Genomic DNA, 17,162 nt, shown 5'->3' with positions numbered 1-17,162 from the left:
TATCGGATCACCCGGCGGGGCGCTCGTAACGCCCCGGCCCGGTGGGCCGATGAAGGACTTTCACAGCTCCTGCTCAGCGGCCGGCGAGGAAGCCCAGGAGGTCGTGCCGGGTGACGACCCCGGCCGGCTTGCCGTCGACCAGCACGAGCGCGCCGTCGGCACCCTCGAGCGCCGTCATCGCGGCGCTCACCTGCTCACCGCCGCCGATCGTCGGCAGCGGCGGGGACATGTGCCGCTCGAGCCGGTCGGCCAGCTGCGCCTTGCCGGTGAACAGCGCGTCGAGCAGGTCGCGCTCGTTGACCGCGCCGACGACCTCGGCCGCCATCACCGGCGGCTCCGCGCTGACCACGGGCATCTGGCTGACGTCGAACTCGGCCAGGATCGCGATGGCCTCGGCGACCGTCTCGTTGGGGTGCGAGTGCACCAGCGACGGCAGCGAGCCGCTCTTCTTCGTGAGCACGTCGGCGACCGTCGCGCCCGAGGAGTCGGGGGGCAGGAAGCCGTAGGAGGACATCCAGGTGTCGTTGAACACCTTCGTCAGGTAGCCGCGGCCGCCGTCGGGCAGCAGCACGACCACGACGTCGTCCTCGGTGAGCCGCTCGGCGAGCTCCAGCGCGGCGGCGACGGCCATCCCGCAGGAGCCGCCGACCAGCAGGCCCTCCTCGAGCGCGAGCCGCCGGGTGACCTGGAACGAGTGGGCGTCGGAGACCGGGATGATCTCGTCGGCGACGTTGCGGTCGTAGGTCTCCGGCCAGAAGTCCTCGCCGACGCCCTCGACCAGGTACGGCCGGCCGCTGCCGCCGGAGTAGACCGAGCCCTCCGGGTCGGCGCCGACCACCCGCACGCGGCCGTCGCTGACCTCCTTGAGGTAGCGGCCGGTGCCGGAGATCGTGCCGCCGGTGCCGACGCCCGCGACGAAGTGGGTGATCTTGCCGTCGGTCTGCTTCCACAGCTCGGGGCCGGTGGAGAGGTAGTGGCTCTCCGGGTTCTGCGCGTTGGCGTACTGGTTGGGCTTCCAGGCGCCGTCGATCTCGCGGACCAGGCGGTCGGAGACGTTGTAGTAGGAGTCCGGGTGCTCGGGCGCCACCGCGGTCGGGCACACCACGACGCGGGCACCGTAGGCCTTGAGGACGTTGCGCTTGTCCTCACTCACCTTGTCCGGGCAGACGAAGACGCACTGGTAGCCCTTGCGCTGCGCGACCATGGCCAGCCCGACGCCGGTGTTGCCGGACGTCGGCTCCACGATCGTGCCGCCGGGGCGCAGCTCGCCCGAAGCTTCGGCGGCCTCGATCATGCGCAGCGCGATGCGGTCCTTGACCGAGCCACCCGGGTTCAGGTACTCGACCTTGGCCAGCACGAGCGGCTTGAGCCCCTTGGTCAACGAGTTCAGCTTGACCAGCGGGGTGTTGCCCACGAGGTCTGCGATGTGCTCTGCGTACTCCACGACCGCCAGCCTAAACGGCGCACCGGTGGCGTTGTCCACCTCACGCCGGATCGGGGTCCGGGGGCCTCCGGGTGCGCGTCGGCGATGCCGGGCAGCGGTGGCGAGGTCGGACCGCCCGGCGAAGAGCTCAGGCCGCCACCAAGCAACCCGTCCACGCCGGATTCGGCCCGAGGGCCGCCGCACGCTGAGCCGTCATGCCGTCCCGGAGGGTCCGCCCGGCGCCGATCGGCACGCGGCAGCCCGTCCGCAGCACTGGGGACGCCCCGCGGGCGGCCCATTCGGTCATCATCGCCAGTTCACCTCCCGTGTCGTGGAACGGCGACTTCACTGAGGACACGATGCTATCGGGCGGGCGGTTGCCCGGGATCACCCTTTCGTGTCAATTCCGCCTGGTCGGGCTGGTCCGCGAGCGGCCGTTCTTCCCAATCCTGGGGCCAGGTCCGGGGAAACCCCCGTTGAGCCCGCGCACCCGCGAGCCGCGCGGCGGACTTCTTGCCGAAATCGGCCGGACCTGCGAAAACGGCGCCGTTGAAGGAATCGCGTTCGCCGCCGAAAACGGTTCCGCGGAAATCGACGCGGTCCGTGAACCTGGCCTTGTTGAAATCCGCTTTGGTGCGGAATTCGGTGCCGCGGAAGGACGTCAGTTCGGAGAACGTGGTCTCGTAGCAGACGATCGACCGGATCACGCAGTGCGTGAGGTTCAGCCCGACCAGCTCGGCGCCCGAGAAGTCGAGGTCGACGTCGGGCCAGAAGGCACCGCTCGGCGCCTCGGGCGGGCCGGGCCGCAGGTGCAGCAGGAGGATGCGCTGCGCGGTCTTGCGGACCTGCAGCTCCTCGAGGTCTTGATCGCCGGCCGCGAACGGCATCCGCAGGTAGGCGCAGAGGACGTTGACGATCGTCTGCCGGTTTTCGGCATACCCCGCGGCGAGCCGTTCGAGGGAGTAGAGGCCGGCGAGGCGGACCGGCGCCTTGTCGCTGCCGAGCTGGTCGGCGGCCTTGCCGTAGATCTCGGTGATCCGCCGTTCGGTGGCGTCGTGGTCTTTCTGCACGAGGTCCAGCTCGGCCGAGCGTTGCCGGCGCGCGGCGAGCAGCAACGCGGCGGCGCCCCCGGTGCCGACGACGATGTTGGCGGCGGTCCTGAGGGCGTCCAGCCGGGCGGAGTCCTCCGGGCGACCGCCGCCGAGGAGGGTCAGCAACAGGGTGGCGGCGAGCGCGGTGACCACCAGCAGCCCGGCGCCCCACAGCAGGATCGTCCTCGTCCGCAGCACCCGCGCTTCGGTCCCCATGGCCGGCGATCTTGCCAGCGGCGGACGTCAGCCGACGTGATGAACGGGCGTTTTCGCCTGAACCGCGCAGTCCGGCCGTGCGAGTCACCCCCGGCCGGCGGAGAAGCTCACACCGCGTTCGGCTTTTCCGGCGGCGCCCGGCGCGGCAGTATGGTGAGCAACCGCTTAGCACGCTTAGCTCGCGATACGAGGATGTGTCACGTCATGCCTGAAGCCGTCATCGTCTCCACCGCTCGCTCGCCGATCGGCCGCGCCGGGAAGGGCTCGCTGGTCAGCATGCGGCCCGACGACCTGACCGTGCAGATGATCCAGGCGGCACTGGCCAAGGTGCCGCAGCTCGACCCCACCGACATCGACGACCTGATGCTGGGCTGCGGCCTGCCGGGCGGCGAGTCCGGGTTCAACATGGGCCGCGCCGTCGCCGTCGAGCTCGGCTACGACCACCTGCCCGGCTGCACCATCACGCGCTACTGCTCGTCCAGCTTGCAGACCACCCGGATGGCGTTCCACGCGATCAAGGCCGGCGAGGGCGACGTCTTCATCTCGGCCGGCGTCGAGACCGTGTCGCGGTTCGCCAAGGGCAGCTCGGACTCGTGGCCGGACACGCACAACCCGCTGTTCGCCGACGCCGAGAAGCGGACCGCGGCGACCGCCGAGTCCGGCACCGACAGCTGGACCGACCCGCGCACCTCGGGGGACGTCCCGGACGTCTACATCGCGATGGGCCAGACCGCGGAGAACCTGGCGCGGCAGAAGGGCGTCACGCGCGAGGAGATGGACGAGTTCGGCGTCCGCTCGCAGAACCTGGCCGAGAAGGCCATCGCCGACGGCTTCTGGGCCAAGGACATCACCCCGGTCACGCTCGCGGACGGCACGGTCGTCTCGAAGGACGACGGCCCGCGCGCGGGCGTCACCCTCGAAGGCGTCTCCGGCCTCAAGCCGGTGTTCCGCCCGGACGGCCGCGTGACGGCGGGCAACTGCTGCGCGCTCAACGACGGCGCGGCGGCGCTGGTCATCATGTCCGACACGAAGGCGCGCGAGCTGGGCCTGACGCCGCTGGCGCGGATCGTGTCGACCGGCGTGACGGGCCTTTCGCCGGAGATCATGGGCTACGGCCCGGTGGAGGCGTCCAAGCAGGCGCTGTCCCGCGCGGGGCTGTCGATCGGCGACATCGACCTGGTGGAGATCAACGAGGCGTTCGCGGCGCAGGTGATCCCGTCGTACCGCGACCTGGGCATCGACCTCGACCGCCTGAACGTCAACGGCGGCGCGATCGCGGTGGGCCACCCGTTCGGCATGACGGGCGCGCGCATCACGTCGACGCTGATCAACTCGCTGCAGCACCACGACAAGCAGTTCGGCCTGGAGACGATGTGCGTGGGCGGCGGCCAGGGCATGGCGCTGATCATCGAACGCCTCTCCTGACCTGCTGAGCCCTGCGCGAAGGCCACCTCGAGGCGACTCGAGGTGGCCTTCGGCGCTATTGGACCATCACCGGCGGGGTGACCTCGTCCCCTTCCGAGGACGACGGCACGGCCGGGCGGGACTTCGGCAGGAACAGCGCCGGGATCACGCACAGCACCACCAGGACCAGCGACCACACGAACGTCGTCGAGAACGCGTCCGCCGCCAGGCCGGTCGCCGCCGTGTGCGTCTCCGGGTTGAAGATCGCCGCCGTCGCCGCCAGCTGGCCCTGGGCCGTCGGGACGCCGAACTTGCCCGCCAGCAGGGCCGCCAGGATCGTCGCCATCACCGCCGAACCGATCGCGCCCGCCGTCTGCTGGACGATGTTCGTCGCCGTCGAGGCCCGGGCCATGTCCTTCGGCTGGAGCGTCTGCAGGGCCGACGTCGTGATCGGCATCATCGTGCAGCCCATGCCGAGGCCCATCACGAACAGCGCCGACAGCAGGATCCAGTACGGCGTGGTCGCCGTGACCTGGGTCAGCATCGCCATCGAGCCGACGAGCAGCACCATGCCCGGCAGCACGATCCGGCGCGCGCCCACCTTGTCGGCCAGGCGGCCGGTGATCGGCATCATGATCATCGCGCCGAAGCCCTGCGGCGCGAGCAGCAGCCCGGCGTGCAACGTCGTTTCGCCGCGCACCAGCAGGAAGTACGTCGGCAGCAGCATCATCCCGCCGAGGAACGCGACGAAGAACAGCGACATCGTCACCATCGCGATCGTGAACGACCGGTTCTTGAACAGCCGCAGGTCCACCAGCGGGTTCGGCACGCGGAGCGCGCGCACGACGAACGCGACCAGCAGCACCACCCCGGCCAGCACCGGCAGCCACACCTCGACCGCGCCGAAGCCGCCCGCGGACGGGATCTTCGAGACGCCGAAGATCAGCGCCGCCAGCCCCGGCGAAACCATCAGCATGCCGATGAAGTCGAAGCGCCCGGCGGCTTCCGGTTCGTCCTTCGGCAGCAGCCGCCACGACAGCAGCAGCGTGACGATGCCGATCGGCACGTTGATGAAGAAGATCCAGCGCCAGCTGACCGCGTCGACCAGCCAGCCGCCGAGGATCGGGCCGCCGATCGGGCCGAGCAGCATCGGCACGCCCAGCACCGCCATCACGCGCCCGATCCGCTGCGGGCCGGCCGCGCGGGTCAGGATCGTCATGCCGCACGGCATCAGCATGCCGCCGCCGAAGCCCTGCAGGACGCGGAAGATGATCAGCGTTTCGATGTTCCAGGCCGCCCCCGCGAGCATCGAGCCGGCCAGGAACAGCACGATCGCGAGCATGTAGAGGCGCTTGGTGCCGAAGCGGTCGGACGCCCAGCCGGTGACCGGGATCACGGTCGCCAGCGCCAGCAGGTAGCCCGTGGCGACCCACTGGATGACGTCGAACGAAGTCGAGAACTCGATCGTCAGCTTCTGCAGCGCGACGTTGACGACCGTGGTGTCCAGGATCGCCATGATGGCGCCGAGGACGACCACGGAGGCCACCTTGAGCACACCGGCGTCGAGCGCGTCACCGTTCGGCGCCGAGCTGGTTCTTTGCGTAGTCATGTGGAGAATTCCCCCGGTTTCGTGGATTCGTCCGCGAGGCTACCGGGGGCCACCGACAAAACGCGTCTCGGCGGATGCTGTCGGCCGGCATCGGACGCCGCCGGCGCCGACGCGGGCTTCAGCTCGATCCGAGTGCCGAGCTGGTTGGTGATAGACCACCCGAGTCAAGATCACGAGAGTTGTTGACAGCCTTGCCAGGCCGAAATAAGGTCGAGAGGTGCGCGCATTCTTGTGCGCACATTCGAGAAAGGGTCAAGAAATGAGGGGTTTCTTGAAGACTTTCCTTCGGCGCACCGGGGCGGTAATCGCCGCCACCACCGGCGCCCTCGCATTGCTCACCGGCGTTTCGGACGCCGCCGGCGCCGACGCGGCTTTCCGGCCGCCACCGGGCGCGATCCCGCCACCGAAGTGCGACCCGGTCAACCAGGTTCAGACGCCACTCCAGTGGGAGTTCCACTCGGAGTACAAGCACGTCGTACCGAGCGGGATTCCCGCGCCGTACCACTACTTCCGCACGTACTTCGTGTCCTGGGCCCCGGCCGAGTGGGACGACGTGTCCACGAAGGTGGTCTGTGACGTCTACTCGTTCTAGTTCCCCCTGAACACCGGCGACGGCGAATCCAGGGGAATCCCGGCCCCGACGCCGGGATTTCCCTGGACCACGCGTCACCCGGCCCGGGTCACTTCTTCGTCTTGAAACAGAAAGTCGTGGGCGGGGTCGAATAGGCGAGCACACCGTCGGCGTCGGTTCCGTCGCACTGGGCCCGGTCGTTCACCGCCGCGACCTTGACGAACTCGGCCGAGGCCGACGGGTCGGTGCACGCCACGCGGCTGAAGGCCTTCGGCCCGTCGGGGAAGTTCGTGAAGCACTCGCCCTGCTTGACGTTCGGGATCATGCACATGGTGCTCGCCGGGCGGTCGACGGTGAGCTCGATGTAGCCGTCGCCCGGGCACTGGGCGCCCGTGCCGTTCTGCTTCGCCGCGACCAGCACGTTCGCCGACTGATCGCTGCACGCGACCTTTTCCGGCATGTTCTTGCTGGTGATCTCGGTGAACTCGGCGACGCTCAGGCATTCGCCCACCGCGGCGTTTTCCGGCGCGCTCGTGAACTTGACGACCGCCACGATGCCACCGACGATCACGATGAGCGCGACGATGCCGAGGCGGATCCACAGCGCCTTCGACTTCTTCGGCGGAACCGGCGGCGCGGGCGGGAAGCCGGGCTGTCCGGGCGGCGGGCCGTACTGGCCGGGCATGCCCTGCGGCGGAGTGCCGGGCGGGGTGCCGTACTGGCCCGGCTGGCCGTACTGCTGCTGCGGCTGACCGCCGGGAGGCGGCCCATAGGGATCGGGCTGACCCACCGGCTGCTGGCCCCCGGGGGCCGGAGGGGGAACGCTCACTGTGAACCTCACACATGTGAAATTGAGAACCGACCGGCATATCCAACACGGAGGGTGAGCACACTCCGCACCGGGGTCCCCATATGCACGAATTACCCACAGAAAAGGCGCCCCGTTGGTTACGGAGCGCCTTCACTGAGTAATCAGCCGGAAACGGTGAGCCAGGTCAATCGCGGAGGTAGGACAGCAGCCGCAGGATCTCCAGGTACAGCCAGACGAGCGTCGTCATCAGGCCGAACGCCGTGTACCAGGCCCACTTCGACGGCATGCCCTCGCGGATCATCCGGTCGGCCTGGTCGAAGTCGAGCAGGAAGCTGAACGCCGCGATGCCGATGCACAGGATGCTGAAGGCGATGGCGAGCGGGCTGCCGTCGCGCAGCGGGTTGAACCCGAAGGCGAACGAGCTGATCAGGTTGAACAGCATCAGGACCGCGACGCCGACGACGGCCCCGACGATCCACTTGGTGAGCTTCGGCGTCACCTTGACCGCGCCGGTCTTGTAGACCACCAGCATGCCGATGAAGACACCGACGGTGCCGATGATCGCCTGCAGCGCGATGCCCGGGTAGATCGCCTCGAACACGCCACTCAACGCGCCGAGGAAGAGGCCTTCGGCGGCCGAGTACGCCAGCGTCAGCGGGCCGCTCGGCTTCTGCTTGAAGATGATCACCAGCGAGATGACGAGCCCGACGATCAGGCCGCCGATCATCGCGCCGATGAGAGCACCGGAGAGCCGGCCGGTCTCGGCCAGCTGGTTCTGGGCCCAGATCGCGGTGACGACCCCGACGAGCAGCGCGACGCCGAGGCTCATGCCGGTCTTGACGACGACGTCGTCGACGGTCATCGGGCGGTCGTCGTCGCCGGAGGTGACCTGCCCGGGTCCGTACCCGGGCACGCCGCCCTGAGTCTGGTTGAAGCCCACCGGGGGCCCGTACTGCCCTTGAGTCTGGGTTCCGCCGTGGGGCAGGTTGCGGAACGCCGGGTTGCTACTGGAACGCACCTGATCCTCCTGGATCTGCTGCTTCGTGGATCGACGCTGCATCGGGTTCAACGACCGCCGGGTACGTGCGGTTCCCGTCGAGTAAAGACGACTTTACTCGACGGCAGGCCCGTGGCCACGGCAGACACCGTATGCGACCGAGATCACGACCGCTCGACCGCCGCCACCCGAAGGGCGGTAGACAGTCCGGCCCTCTCGGCGCGACGCTCACTTCGCGTGCCCGGTTGTTCACCGAACGCGCGTCGGGGAGTTGATCAATCGTGTGACCTGCGGAGACGCATTCGCCGTCGCCGCGCGTCCCGAACAAGGAGCCTGCACACCATGAGGTGGTCAACACGCCCGCGCGCGGGCCGCCGCGCGCTCACCGGCCTGGTCGCCGCGACCCTGCTCGGCGCGCTCTCCATCACCGCCGGCGCCCCCGCCGCGTCCGCCGCGAGCCGGGAAGGCATCGGCCACGCGGTCGAGCCCGGCCAGGACGGCACCGGGTCCCGCAACTGGCTGGGGTCCTACGTCGTCGGCGGTCAGCAGGTGTTCTGCGTGAGCTTCCAGCTGAAGGCGCCGGACACCGACGAGAAGTACAAGCCGGGCGACGAGCTGCTCACGAAGTGGGGCACGAAGCTGCCGTCCGGCCAGGCGGCGGACATCTCCTACCTGCTGCTGCGCTACGGCGGCACGAAGGACCCGGACGAGGCCGCGGCGCTGGCCCACCTGCTGCACTCCTGGACGTCGGCGCCGCGCACGCCCGCGGACCTCGACCCGTCGCTGCCCGCCGCGAAGCTCGGCTACGACGCGCCGTACCACCTGACGCGCCTGCCCGCGGGCGCCCAGGCCGCCGTCGAAAAGCTGCGGACCGAGGCGGAAGCCGGCCGCGGCCCGTGGACGGCGTCGGTGACCACCCCCGAAGGCGAGCAGCACCTCGGCGAACCCGCCGCCTGGACGGTCACCGTCAAGAACGCGAAGGGCAAGGGCGTCCCGGACGTCCCGGTGAAGCTGACGGCCACCGCCGCGACGGCCGGCGAGGACCCGCCCGCCACCGCGGGGAACTCGAGTCCGCAGGCCGCCGCGAAGGACGTCACGCTCAAGACCGGCGCCGACGGCACCGTCCAGGTGAAGCTGACCCCGACGGGTGAGCGGCCGAAGCTCGTCGCGTCGCTGGCCGCGCCGGCCGACCGGCCGTACGTGCGGGCGCCGGTCGACACCGCGAAGCAGCGCGTCGTCTCCACCGGCGGCGAGAAGGAGCTGACCGCGCAGGGTGTGGTCAGCGTGGCGAAGCCGGGCCAGGTGAAGGTGACGAAGACCGACGCGACGACGGGCAAGGGCGTCGGCGGCGCGGTCCTGCGGATCACCGGCAAGGACAAGGCGACGGCCGCGCTCGGCCAGGACGGCAAGCCGCTCACCGGCGCCGACGGCAAGCCCGCGGTCGTCACCACCGACGGCACGACCGGCGGTGTGACGGTCGAGAACCTCCGCGCGCCGCAGGAGATCTGCGTCGTGGAGGCCGGGCCGCCGCCGGGGTACACGAACGCGTACGACCCGAAGAACCCGCCATCGGCGTGCGGCACGGTGAAGCCGGGCGAGACGCTCGCGCTGACGGTGGTGAACAAGCCGAACGAGGTGCCGCGCGCGATCCCGGCCGGCGACGCGCCGGTCGTGCGGGCGCGGGGCGTGGTCGAGACGAGCTACTCCACGCCGGGCCTGGCCGGGCTCGGCCTGCTGGTGCTGCTGGGCGCCGGACTGGCCGGCTTCGCCGCGCGGCGGGCTTCGCGCAGGTAGTCCGGGATGGCGAGCGAAGACTGGCAGGGCGAGAGCTGGTTCATCGACGAGTGGCATCGGGGGGTGGGGCGCGCCGAGGAGGCCCAGCCCGGTGCCGACTGGCGAGCCGACGGCAGGGAACCCGGCGCCGACTGGCAAGCCGACAGCGCCCAGCCCGGCGCCGACTGGCGAACCGACAGCGCCCAGCCCGGCGCCCACTGGCAAGCAAGCAACCCGCGAGCGGGCGACGGCAGCCGCGCGACGACAGCCGACAGCGCAGGCGGCACCGGCGGCTGGACCGGACCCGGACGGGTCCCGGCGAGCGGCCGCGCTGACCCGTGGGCGCGGCCGAAGCCGAAGCGGGGCCGCATGGTCGCCGGCTTCGCGCTCGGGGCGGCCACGGTGCTCGCCGTCCAGTTCGGCTCCACCGTCGTCACCTCGCCGCCGGTCGCCGTCGTGGGCGGGACCGCGCTGCCCGCCGCGGGCGCTGCCGCTCCGGCGGCCCGCCCCTCGACACCCGCGCCGCCGCCGGCGACCACGAGTGCCGCGCCCGCCGCGCCGGCCGCCGAGACGGCGAAACCGCCGCCGGCTCCGCCTCCGCAAAAGCCCGGCACCGTCCGGCTGCCCGCCGGGGGCACCGCCGCGCTCGTGCGCAAGGACCTCGGCCCCGGCGGTGAGCTGCCCATCCCGGACGACCTCGGCCAGGCGACCTGGTGGGGCGCCGGGCTCGACGCCGCCGGCGGGGCGAGCGTCTTCGCCGGGCACGTGAACTGGCGGGGCGCCACCGGGCCGTTCGCCGAGCTCTGGAACGCGGGGATCGGCGGCGTGGTGACCATTGTGGACAGTGCGGGCAAGACCTGGCGGTACCGCGTCTCCCAGCTGGTCACCGTGCACAAGGACGACCTGCCCGCGCGGGCCGACGACCTGTTCGGCCAGTCCGGCCCGCACCGCGTGGTGCTGGTGACGTGCGGCGGCCGCTGGGTGGGCGGTTCGGACGGCTACGAGGAGAACCGCGTCGTCATCGCGGACCCCGCATAAGTTACTCGTGGGTAACATCACGTTTCGGCACGGTGGTCAGTGACGTCGCCATGCAGCAGAATGCCCAGGGTCAGGCGACGGCGGTGAGAGGTGTGGAGACGATGGCGACGTTCTTGGTGACCGGGGCGACCGGACTGATCGGGCGCCAGTTCACCCGGCTGCTGCTCTCCCGTCCCGACGAGGACCGCGTCGCGCTGCTCGTGCGCGCGTCGTCGAAGGCGAAGCTGGCCGCGCTGGTCGACCAGTGGCCGCACTCCGACCGCGTCACGCTGGTCACCGGCGATCTCGGCGAGCCGCTGCTCGGCGTGTCCGAAACGGACCGCGACGCGCTGCGCGGCAGCGTCGACCACGTCGTGCACCTGGCCGCGCTCTACGACCTCACCGCCGACGACGAAGAAAGCATCAAGGCCAACGTGGACGGCACGCGCGAGGTCGTCGGCCTCGCCGCGGACCTGCGCGCCGGCTGCCTGCACCACGTGTCTTCGGTGGCCGTCGCGGGCGACCACGAAGGCGTCTTCACCGAGGAGATGTTCGACGCCGGGCAGCGGCTGGTCACGCCGTACCACCGGACCAAGTTCGAGGCCGAGAAGATCGTCCGCGAGCAGGACCAGGTGCCGTGGCGGGTGTACCGGCCCGCGGTCGTCGTCGGGCACTCCGAGACCGGCGAGATGGACAAGATCGACGGCCCGTACTACCTCTTCCCCGCGATCAACCGGCTCGCCGGGCTGCCGGACGTCCTGCCGCTCGTCGGCCCGGACCTCGGCGACACCAACATCGTGCCGGTCGACTACGTCGCCAAGGCGCTGCTGGAGCTGGTCGTCAAGCCCGGGCTGGACGGCCACGCCTTCCACCTGGTCAACCCCGAGCCGCAGCCGGTCGTCTCCGTCTACAACGCCTTCGCGAAGGCCGCGGGCGCGCCGACGATCACCGTGCAGCTCGGCGAGGGGCTCTCGAAGCGGATCGTCGGGCTGGTCAAGCTGACCGAGCACATCCCCGGCGTCACCATCGCCCGCGACGCCGTGATGGAGCGGTTCGGCATCCCGCCGGTGCTGCTGGAGACCATGGCGTTCCCGTCGGTGTTCTCCTCGGCCGAAACGCGCAAGGCGCTCGCCGGCAACGTCGAGGTCCCCCGGCTGGAGGAATACGCGCCGACGCTGTGGCGCTACTGGCGCGAGCACCTCGACCCGTTCCGCGCGCGCAAGCACGGGCCGCGCGGCGAGCTGGACGGCCGCCGCGTGATCATCACCGGCGCGTCCTCGGGCATCGGCCGGGCGACGGCGTTGAAGGTGGCCGCCGCGGGTGGCGTCCCGCTGCTCGTCGCGCGCCGCCAGCACGAGCTGGAGGAGGTCCGCGACGAGATCGTCGCCGCCGGCGGCACGGCGTCGGTGTACCCGGCCGACCTCACCGACGAGGACTCGGTGCACAAGGCCGTCGACGCGATGCTGGCCGAGCACGGCCGGATCGACATGCTGGTCAACAACGCCGGCCGGTCGATCCGCCGGTCGATCCGGCTGTCGTACGACCGGATGCACGACTACGAGCGCGCGATGGCGATCAACTACTTCGGCGCGGTCCGGCTGATCCTCGCGGTGCTGCCGCACATGTCGGAGCGGAAGTTCGGGCACATCGTGAACGTGTCGTCGATCGGCGTCCAGGGCATCGCGCCGCGCTTCTCGGCGTACGCGGCGTCGAAGGCGGCGCTGGACTACTTCTCGCGGATCGCGGCGACCGAGACGCACGGCGACGGGATCACGTTCACCACCATCCACATGCCGCTCGTGCGCACGCCGATGATCCGCCCGACGAAGATCTACGACGCGTTCCCGACGAAGTCGCCGGAGCAGGCCGCGGACATGGTGATGAAGGCGCTCGTCGACCGGCCCAAGCACATCGGGACGCCGGCCGGGCAGGCGATCGGGCTGGCGTACACGCTCACGCCGGGCCTCACCGACGCCGTCGCGTACCAGGGTTTCCGGATTTTCCCGGATTCGACCGCGGCGGGCGGTTCGGGCGGGCTCAAGATCGGGCGTGGCGAGAAACACCTCTCGCGCGCGGCGATGGCTCTCGCCCGGCTTTCGCGCGGCTTCCATTGGTGACGCAGCGTTTTCCGGGTACGGCCATTCCGGCGACGCGCCGCCCGGCCCGCGACACGTGTTGGTGATTTGTTAAGCCGACCGGCGTAAGCGGACGGTGCCCGGGTACGGTCGGGCGCATGGTTCCTGAGCGCGACCCCGCCGCAACCGCCCTCAACGGCCTCCTCCCCCTTCGTCGTGAATACACGCAGGCCTGGCACGGCTTCGACCGCAACGAGGTCCGCCAGTACCTCGACCACGTCGAGGCCCAGCTGCGCCGGGTGCTCAGCGACCGCGACGCCGCCGTGGCGCAGGCCGCCGCCGCGACCCGCGAAGCCGAGTCGATCCGCGCGCAGATGGCTTCGCTGGAAGCGCGCGTCGAGGAGCTGAAGAAGCCGCCGGAGCGGCTCGAGGACCTCGACGAGCGGATGCAGCGGACGGTCACGCTCGCGCAGGCCCGCGCGGACGAGATCATCAAGCGCGCCGAGGCCGCCGCGGAGAAGACGTGGGCGGGCTCGACCGAGGCGTCGACGAAGCTGCGTGAGCGGTACACGAAGCTCGTCGCGGAGCTGGACAAGCAGGCCGACCTGCTGCACTCGGAGCACGAGAACGCGCTCGCCGAGACGCGCGCGGAGGTGCAGCGGCTGACCGTCGAGGCGGCCCAGCGGCGCGAGCTGCTGGACAACGAAGCCGAGCGGAAGCGGCGGAAGCTCGAGCGCGAGTTCGAGGCGTCCCTCGCGGCCCAGAAGGCGGCGCTGGAGAAGCACGTCGCCGACCAGCGCACGGCGAGCAAGAACCAGGCCGAGCGCCGGCTCGCGGAGGCGACGGCGGAGGCCAAGCGGCGGCTCGACGAGGCCACGGCGGAGGCCCGCCGCCGGCTCGACGAGGCGACGACCCAGGCGGCCCAGCGCACGACGGCGGCGAACCGCAAGGTCGAGCGGCTGGCGGAGATCCGCGAGCAGGCCCGCAAGAGTCTGGCGGCGGCGGAGGACATCCTCAACCGCAGCGAGACCCAGCTGGCGACACTGCCGGAGGAAGCGGTGATCCCCCAGGCGTCCAAGCTGGTGGGCGGCGACTCCCCCGAGTCCGCGACCACGCCGTCGGCCCCGGTGGTGCCGGTGGTCCAGCCGTCGATCCCGGCCGCGGCGAAGCCGGCGGTGAAGGCCGCTGCGCCGAAGCCCGCTCAGGCCGCGAAGCCGGCCAGCGCCCCGAGGCAGCACGGCCCGGCGACCAAGCCGGCGAACGGCAACGGGAACGGCGTGAAGCCGCTGTCACCGACGGCGAGCAAGCCGGGTTCCTGAGGTTCGGCACGAAGGCCGCCCTGAGGTTTCGGGGCGGCCTTCGTCGCGTTCCGGGGCTGAGCAGCCCCCGTTTTCCACGCTACCGGCGGGCGCTGACCGTTCCGGCGGTCCGCGGGGTCCGGGAGCCGAGTTGTCCCCAGGGTGCGGTCGTTGTGGACAACGTCAGCCGCGGGCCGTCCTGGGCCAGGGGTTCGCGGCCTCCAGCTGGGCCGCCAAGCCCAGCAGCAATGACTCGCCGCCCGGTTTCGCCACCAGCTGGACCGACGTCGGCAGCCCCGACCTGACCGAGCGGCCCACCGGGACCGTGATCGCCGGGTAGCCCGCCAGGTTCCACTGGCCCGTGAACCCGGCCAGGCGCGTCGACGGCAGGACGTTCGTCAGCCAGCGCTTCTCGTGCCAGCGGCCCGCCTTCACCGGCCAGTGCGACAACGTCGGCGTCATCAGGACGTCGTGGGACTCGAAGTACTCCGTGGCCCGCGCGATCCACCGGTCACGCGTGCGCGAGCGGATCAGGCCGGCTCGCTCGATCAGCCGGCCCACCCGCACGTGGGTACGCGTGCGCCGCTGGAACCGCCCGAAGTCGAAGTCGCGAGCCTGCTCGGCCGGGCCCGCGCACCAGCGGGCCGTCATGCCCAGGACCATCATCGCCGGGTAGCGCGGTGCCGCCGGGGAAACCGCGTGACCGGCCGACGTCAGCAGCTCGGCCGCCCGCGAAACCGCCGCCACCAGCTCGCGGGGCACCGGCGTGCGCAGCAGCGGCACCGTCGTCGACATCCCGATCCGCGAAGCCGGCGGCGGCGATACCACGGCCAGCGAAGGATCCGACGCCAGCACCGAGACCAGCAGCGCCGCGTCGGCGACCGTCGTGGCCAGCGGGCCGTGCACCGACATGCCGAACCAGCCGCCCTCCGACAGCACGCCCGCGCCCGGCTTCAGCCCGACCAGCCCGCACATCGCCGCCGGCAGCCGGACCGAGCCCATGCCGTCGGTGCCGTGCGCCAGCGGGACCAGCCCGGCCGCGACCGCCGCCGCGCTGCCGCCCGACGAGCCGCCCGAGGCGTACGTCGGGTCCCAGGGGTTGCGGGCGATGCCGTCCGGGGTGTCGCTCATCGGCCAGACGCACAGTTCCGGCACCCGCGTCAGCCCGACCAGCACCGCGCCGGCCGCCCGCAGCCGCGCCGCGATCACGCCGTCTTCCTCGGCGGGCGAAGACGGCCCGGCCAGCGAACCGTGCGACGCGTACTCGCCCGCGATCTCCGTGACGTCCTTGACCGCGACCGGCACCCCGGCCAGCGGCAACGAAGCGAGATCGGGCCGCGCGGCCACCGCGGCGGCCTCCGCGAGCGCCTCCTCCGCGCGCACCCGGCGGAACGCGCCGACGACGCCGTCCGCCGCGGCGATCCGGTCGAGGGCTTCCTTCGTCACCTGGACCGGGTCGAGCTCCCCGGCGCGGACGGAAGCCGCGATCTCTGCTGCGGTCGACACCATGATCGCGACCCTAGCCCACGAAAAGGTGACAGTGGCAAAGAAAACGTCTCAGATCGCGCCCGCTCGCAGCGCGTAGGCGACGGCGTGGGCGCGGTTGTTGAGGCCGCAGCGCGTCATCAGGCCGTAGAGGACGTTCTTCACGGTCCGCTCCGAGTAGCACAGCTTCGCGGCGATCTCCTCGGTCCCGAAGCCCTCGGCGACCAGCCGCAGCACGTCGCACTCGCGCGCGGCGAGCCCCGAGAGCGTGAGCCCGTTCGGCTCCAGGACGTCCTTGCGCATCCGCTGGACCTGCGAAAGGAGCGCTCCCTGCAGCCGCGGCGGCAGGTTCGCCGTGCCGTCGCCCGCGGCGAGCACCGCCGTCACCAGCTCGGCGCCACCCGTCTCACGGCGCGGCAGGATCGCCACCACGCCGCTCTCCAGCACCGACATCAGGTCGCTCTCGCGGAAGTGCTCGACCACCAGCACGACGTGCGACGCCTTCGCCGCCCGGATCTCGCCCAGCACCGCCTCGGTGACGTGCTCCTCCATCACCAGCAGCACGTCGGGCACCAGATCGGTGATCCGGACGTCCGGATGGCTCTCCAGCAGGGTCACCGCGCCGGCGTGCGTGATCGGGTCCGAGGCGAGGACGGTCACTTCGACGGGCTTCATGGCAGCAGTGTGGACGGCCGGTCTTCACGCCTTCCCTATTCCGTCTTCACGCGCGTGAAGACGTCACCGGCCGCCGCGGGCCAGCTCCCCGACCGCCTCCCGCGCCCGCTCCAGGCATCCCGGCATCCGCTCGGCCGCCCGGCCCCAGTCGCGCTTCGCGCGCAGGTACTCCTCGCGCGCCTCGGCGGTCCAGCCGGCCAGCTCCGGCTCCACAGTGGACTCCAGCTCGGCGAGCAGGTCGCCCAGCTCGCCGGTGATCGCCCCCATCCGGTCCAGCACCAGGTCGGCGAAGCCGAACTCGAGCTCGCGGCGGGTCATGACCGCCGCTGCCTCGGCACGCCGCCGCCCGTCAGCTCGAACAGCCGGACCAGCCGCGAGTGGATCACGTCGAACTCCTGCTCCCAGTCACTCATCGCCTGGCCGAACCGCACCGACGCCTCGCCGCGCCACGACGCCTGGGCCGTCGCCATCTCGCTGTTGACATCACGCAGGTGCGCACCCGCCGCTTCGATGGCGTACGCGATGCGGACGGCGGCGCGCTTCATGTCCTCCGTCGGCTCGGCTGCGGCCATTTCGGGGCCTCCTCGAGGTCTCGGCGGACCGAGGGTCGCGCACGCCGCGGCCATGCGGAACCCCGCTCGTCCGCCGTTGCCCGAATGTCCGCCATCCTTGCCTGGCGGTTCACGGTGGCCGCGTATGCTCACGTCAGGCATCCGG

15 protein-coding genes are annotated in these 17,162 nt (G+C 71.4%); 6 read left to right on the top strand and 9 right to left on the bottom strand.

The annotated features are described in order from the left end of the window. Positions 1-73: 73 nt before the first annotated feature. Positions 74-1,444, bottom strand: a complete 1,371-nt coding sequence (locus ABZ342_RS34230; protein ID WP_360481970.1) for a cystathionine beta-synthase — start codon at positions 1,442-1,444, stop codon at positions 74-76. A gap of 341 nt (positions 1,445-1,785) precedes the next feature. Further along, positions 1,786-2,730, bottom strand: a complete 945-nt coding sequence (locus ABZ342_RS34225; RefSeq protein ID WP_360481967.1) for a pentapeptide repeat-containing protein — start codon at positions 2,728-2,730, stop codon at positions 1,786-1,788. A 204-nt stretch (positions 2,731-2,934) separates the two neighbouring features. On the opposite strand from ABZ342_RS34225, the gene ABZ342_RS34220 reads away from it, so the two are divergent. Further along, positions 2,935-4,155, top strand: coding sequence for an acetyl-CoA C-acetyltransferase (locus ABZ342_RS34220; protein WP_360481964.1), 1,221 nt, complete (start codon positions 2,935-2,937; stop codon positions 4,153-4,155). Between the two features lie 55 nt (positions 4,156-4,210). Here ABZ342_RS34220 and ABZ342_RS34215 read toward each other — a convergent pair whose 3' ends face one another. Then, positions 4,211-5,743: a DHA2 family efflux MFS transporter permease subunit gene (locus ABZ342_RS34215; RefSeq protein WP_360481961.1), complete on the bottom strand. Its 1,533-nt coding sequence runs from the start codon at positions 5,741-5,743 to the stop codon at positions 4,211-4,213. A gap of 271 nt (positions 5,744-6,014) precedes the next feature. On the opposite strand from ABZ342_RS34215, the gene ABZ342_RS34210 reads away from it, so the two are divergent. After that, complete coding sequence (locus ABZ342_RS34210) at positions 6,015-6,335, top strand: hypothetical protein (protein ID WP_155540985.1); 321 nt, start codon at positions 6,015-6,017, stop codon at positions 6,333-6,335. 88 nt (positions 6,336-6,423) lie between these two features. On the opposite strand, the gene ABZ342_RS34205 is transcribed toward ABZ342_RS34210, so the two are convergent. Both ABZ342_RS34205 and ABZ342_RS34200 read right to left on the bottom strand, forming a co-directional pair. Beyond that, positions 6,424-7,143 (bottom strand): hypothetical protein, encoded by a 720-nt coding sequence (locus tag ABZ342_RS34205; RefSeq protein ID WP_360481958.1) that lies wholly within the window; start codon positions 7,141-7,143, stop codon positions 6,424-6,426. A 166-nt stretch (positions 7,144-7,309) separates the two neighbouring features. Then, entirely contained in the window at positions 7,310-8,143 is an 834-nt protein-coding gene (locus tag ABZ342_RS34200; protein WP_155540983.1) for a Bax inhibitor-1/YccA family protein, read from the bottom strand. A 321-nt stretch (positions 8,144-8,464) separates the two neighbouring features. Between ABZ342_RS34200 and ABZ342_RS34195 the strand changes: the two genes are divergently transcribed. The 4 genes from ABZ342_RS34195 to ABZ342_RS34180 all read left to right on the top strand — a co-directional run bounded on the left by ABZ342_RS34195 (position 8,465) and on the right by ABZ342_RS34180 (position 14,306). After that, entirely contained in the window at positions 8,465-9,916 is a 1,452-nt protein-coding gene (locus ABZ342_RS34195) for a hypothetical protein (RefSeq protein WP_360481955.1), read from the top strand. Positions 9,917-10,264: 348 nt separating this feature from the next. Beyond that, complete coding sequence (locus ABZ342_RS34190; protein WP_360482002.1) at positions 10,265-10,933, top strand: class F sortase; 669 nt, start codon at positions 10,265-10,267, stop codon at positions 10,931-10,933. Between the two features lie 101 nt (positions 10,934-11,034). Next, positions 11,035-13,029, top strand: a complete 1,995-nt coding sequence (locus ABZ342_RS34185) for an SDR family oxidoreductase (protein WP_360481952.1) — start codon at positions 11,035-11,037, stop codon at positions 13,027-13,029. A gap of 116 nt (positions 13,030-13,145) precedes the next feature. Then, entirely contained in the window at positions 13,146-14,306 is a 1,161-nt protein-coding gene (locus ABZ342_RS34180) for a cell division protein DivIVA (RefSeq protein ID WP_360481949.1), read from the top strand. Between the two features lie 162 nt (positions 14,307-14,468). Here ABZ342_RS34180 and ABZ342_RS34175 read toward each other — a convergent pair whose 3' ends face one another. From ABZ342_RS34175 to ABZ342_RS34160, 4 genes are all read right to left on the bottom strand, one after another. Beyond that, complete coding sequence (locus ABZ342_RS34175; RefSeq protein WP_360481946.1) at positions 14,469-15,794, bottom strand: amidase family protein; 1,326 nt, start codon at positions 15,792-15,794, stop codon at positions 14,469-14,471. A gap of 48 nt (positions 15,795-15,842) precedes the next feature. Next, the gene (locus ABZ342_RS34170; protein ID WP_155540978.1) at positions 15,843-16,445 is read right to left on the bottom strand and encodes a response regulator transcription factor; all 603 of its coding nucleotides are present in this window, start codon (positions 16,443-16,445) and stop codon (positions 15,843-15,845) included. A gap of 63 nt (positions 16,446-16,508) precedes the next feature. Beyond that, on the bottom strand, positions 16,509-16,763 hold the full coding sequence (locus ABZ342_RS34165; RefSeq protein WP_155540977.1) for a hypothetical protein: 255 nt from the start codon (positions 16,761-16,763) through the stop codon (positions 16,509-16,511). Beyond that, positions 16,760-17,017 (bottom strand): WXG100 family type VII secretion target, encoded by a 258-nt coding sequence (locus tag ABZ342_RS34160; RefSeq protein ID WP_155540976.1) that lies wholly within the window; start codon positions 17,015-17,017, stop codon positions 16,760-16,762. The genes ABZ342_RS34165 and ABZ342_RS34160 overlap by 4 nt, the downstream gene beginning before the upstream one ends. Positions 17,018-17,162 lie beyond the last annotated feature (145 nt).

Origin of the sequence: Amycolatopsis sp. NPDC005961 (assembly GCF_040629235.1) — a bacterium.
Lineage (GTDB): Bacteria > Actinomycetota > Actinomycetes > Mycobacteriales > Pseudonocardiaceae > Amycolatopsis > Amycolatopsis camponoti.
Note: the sequence above shows the minus strand (reverse complement) of the source record. Positions and strands in the feature narration are given on the sequence as shown.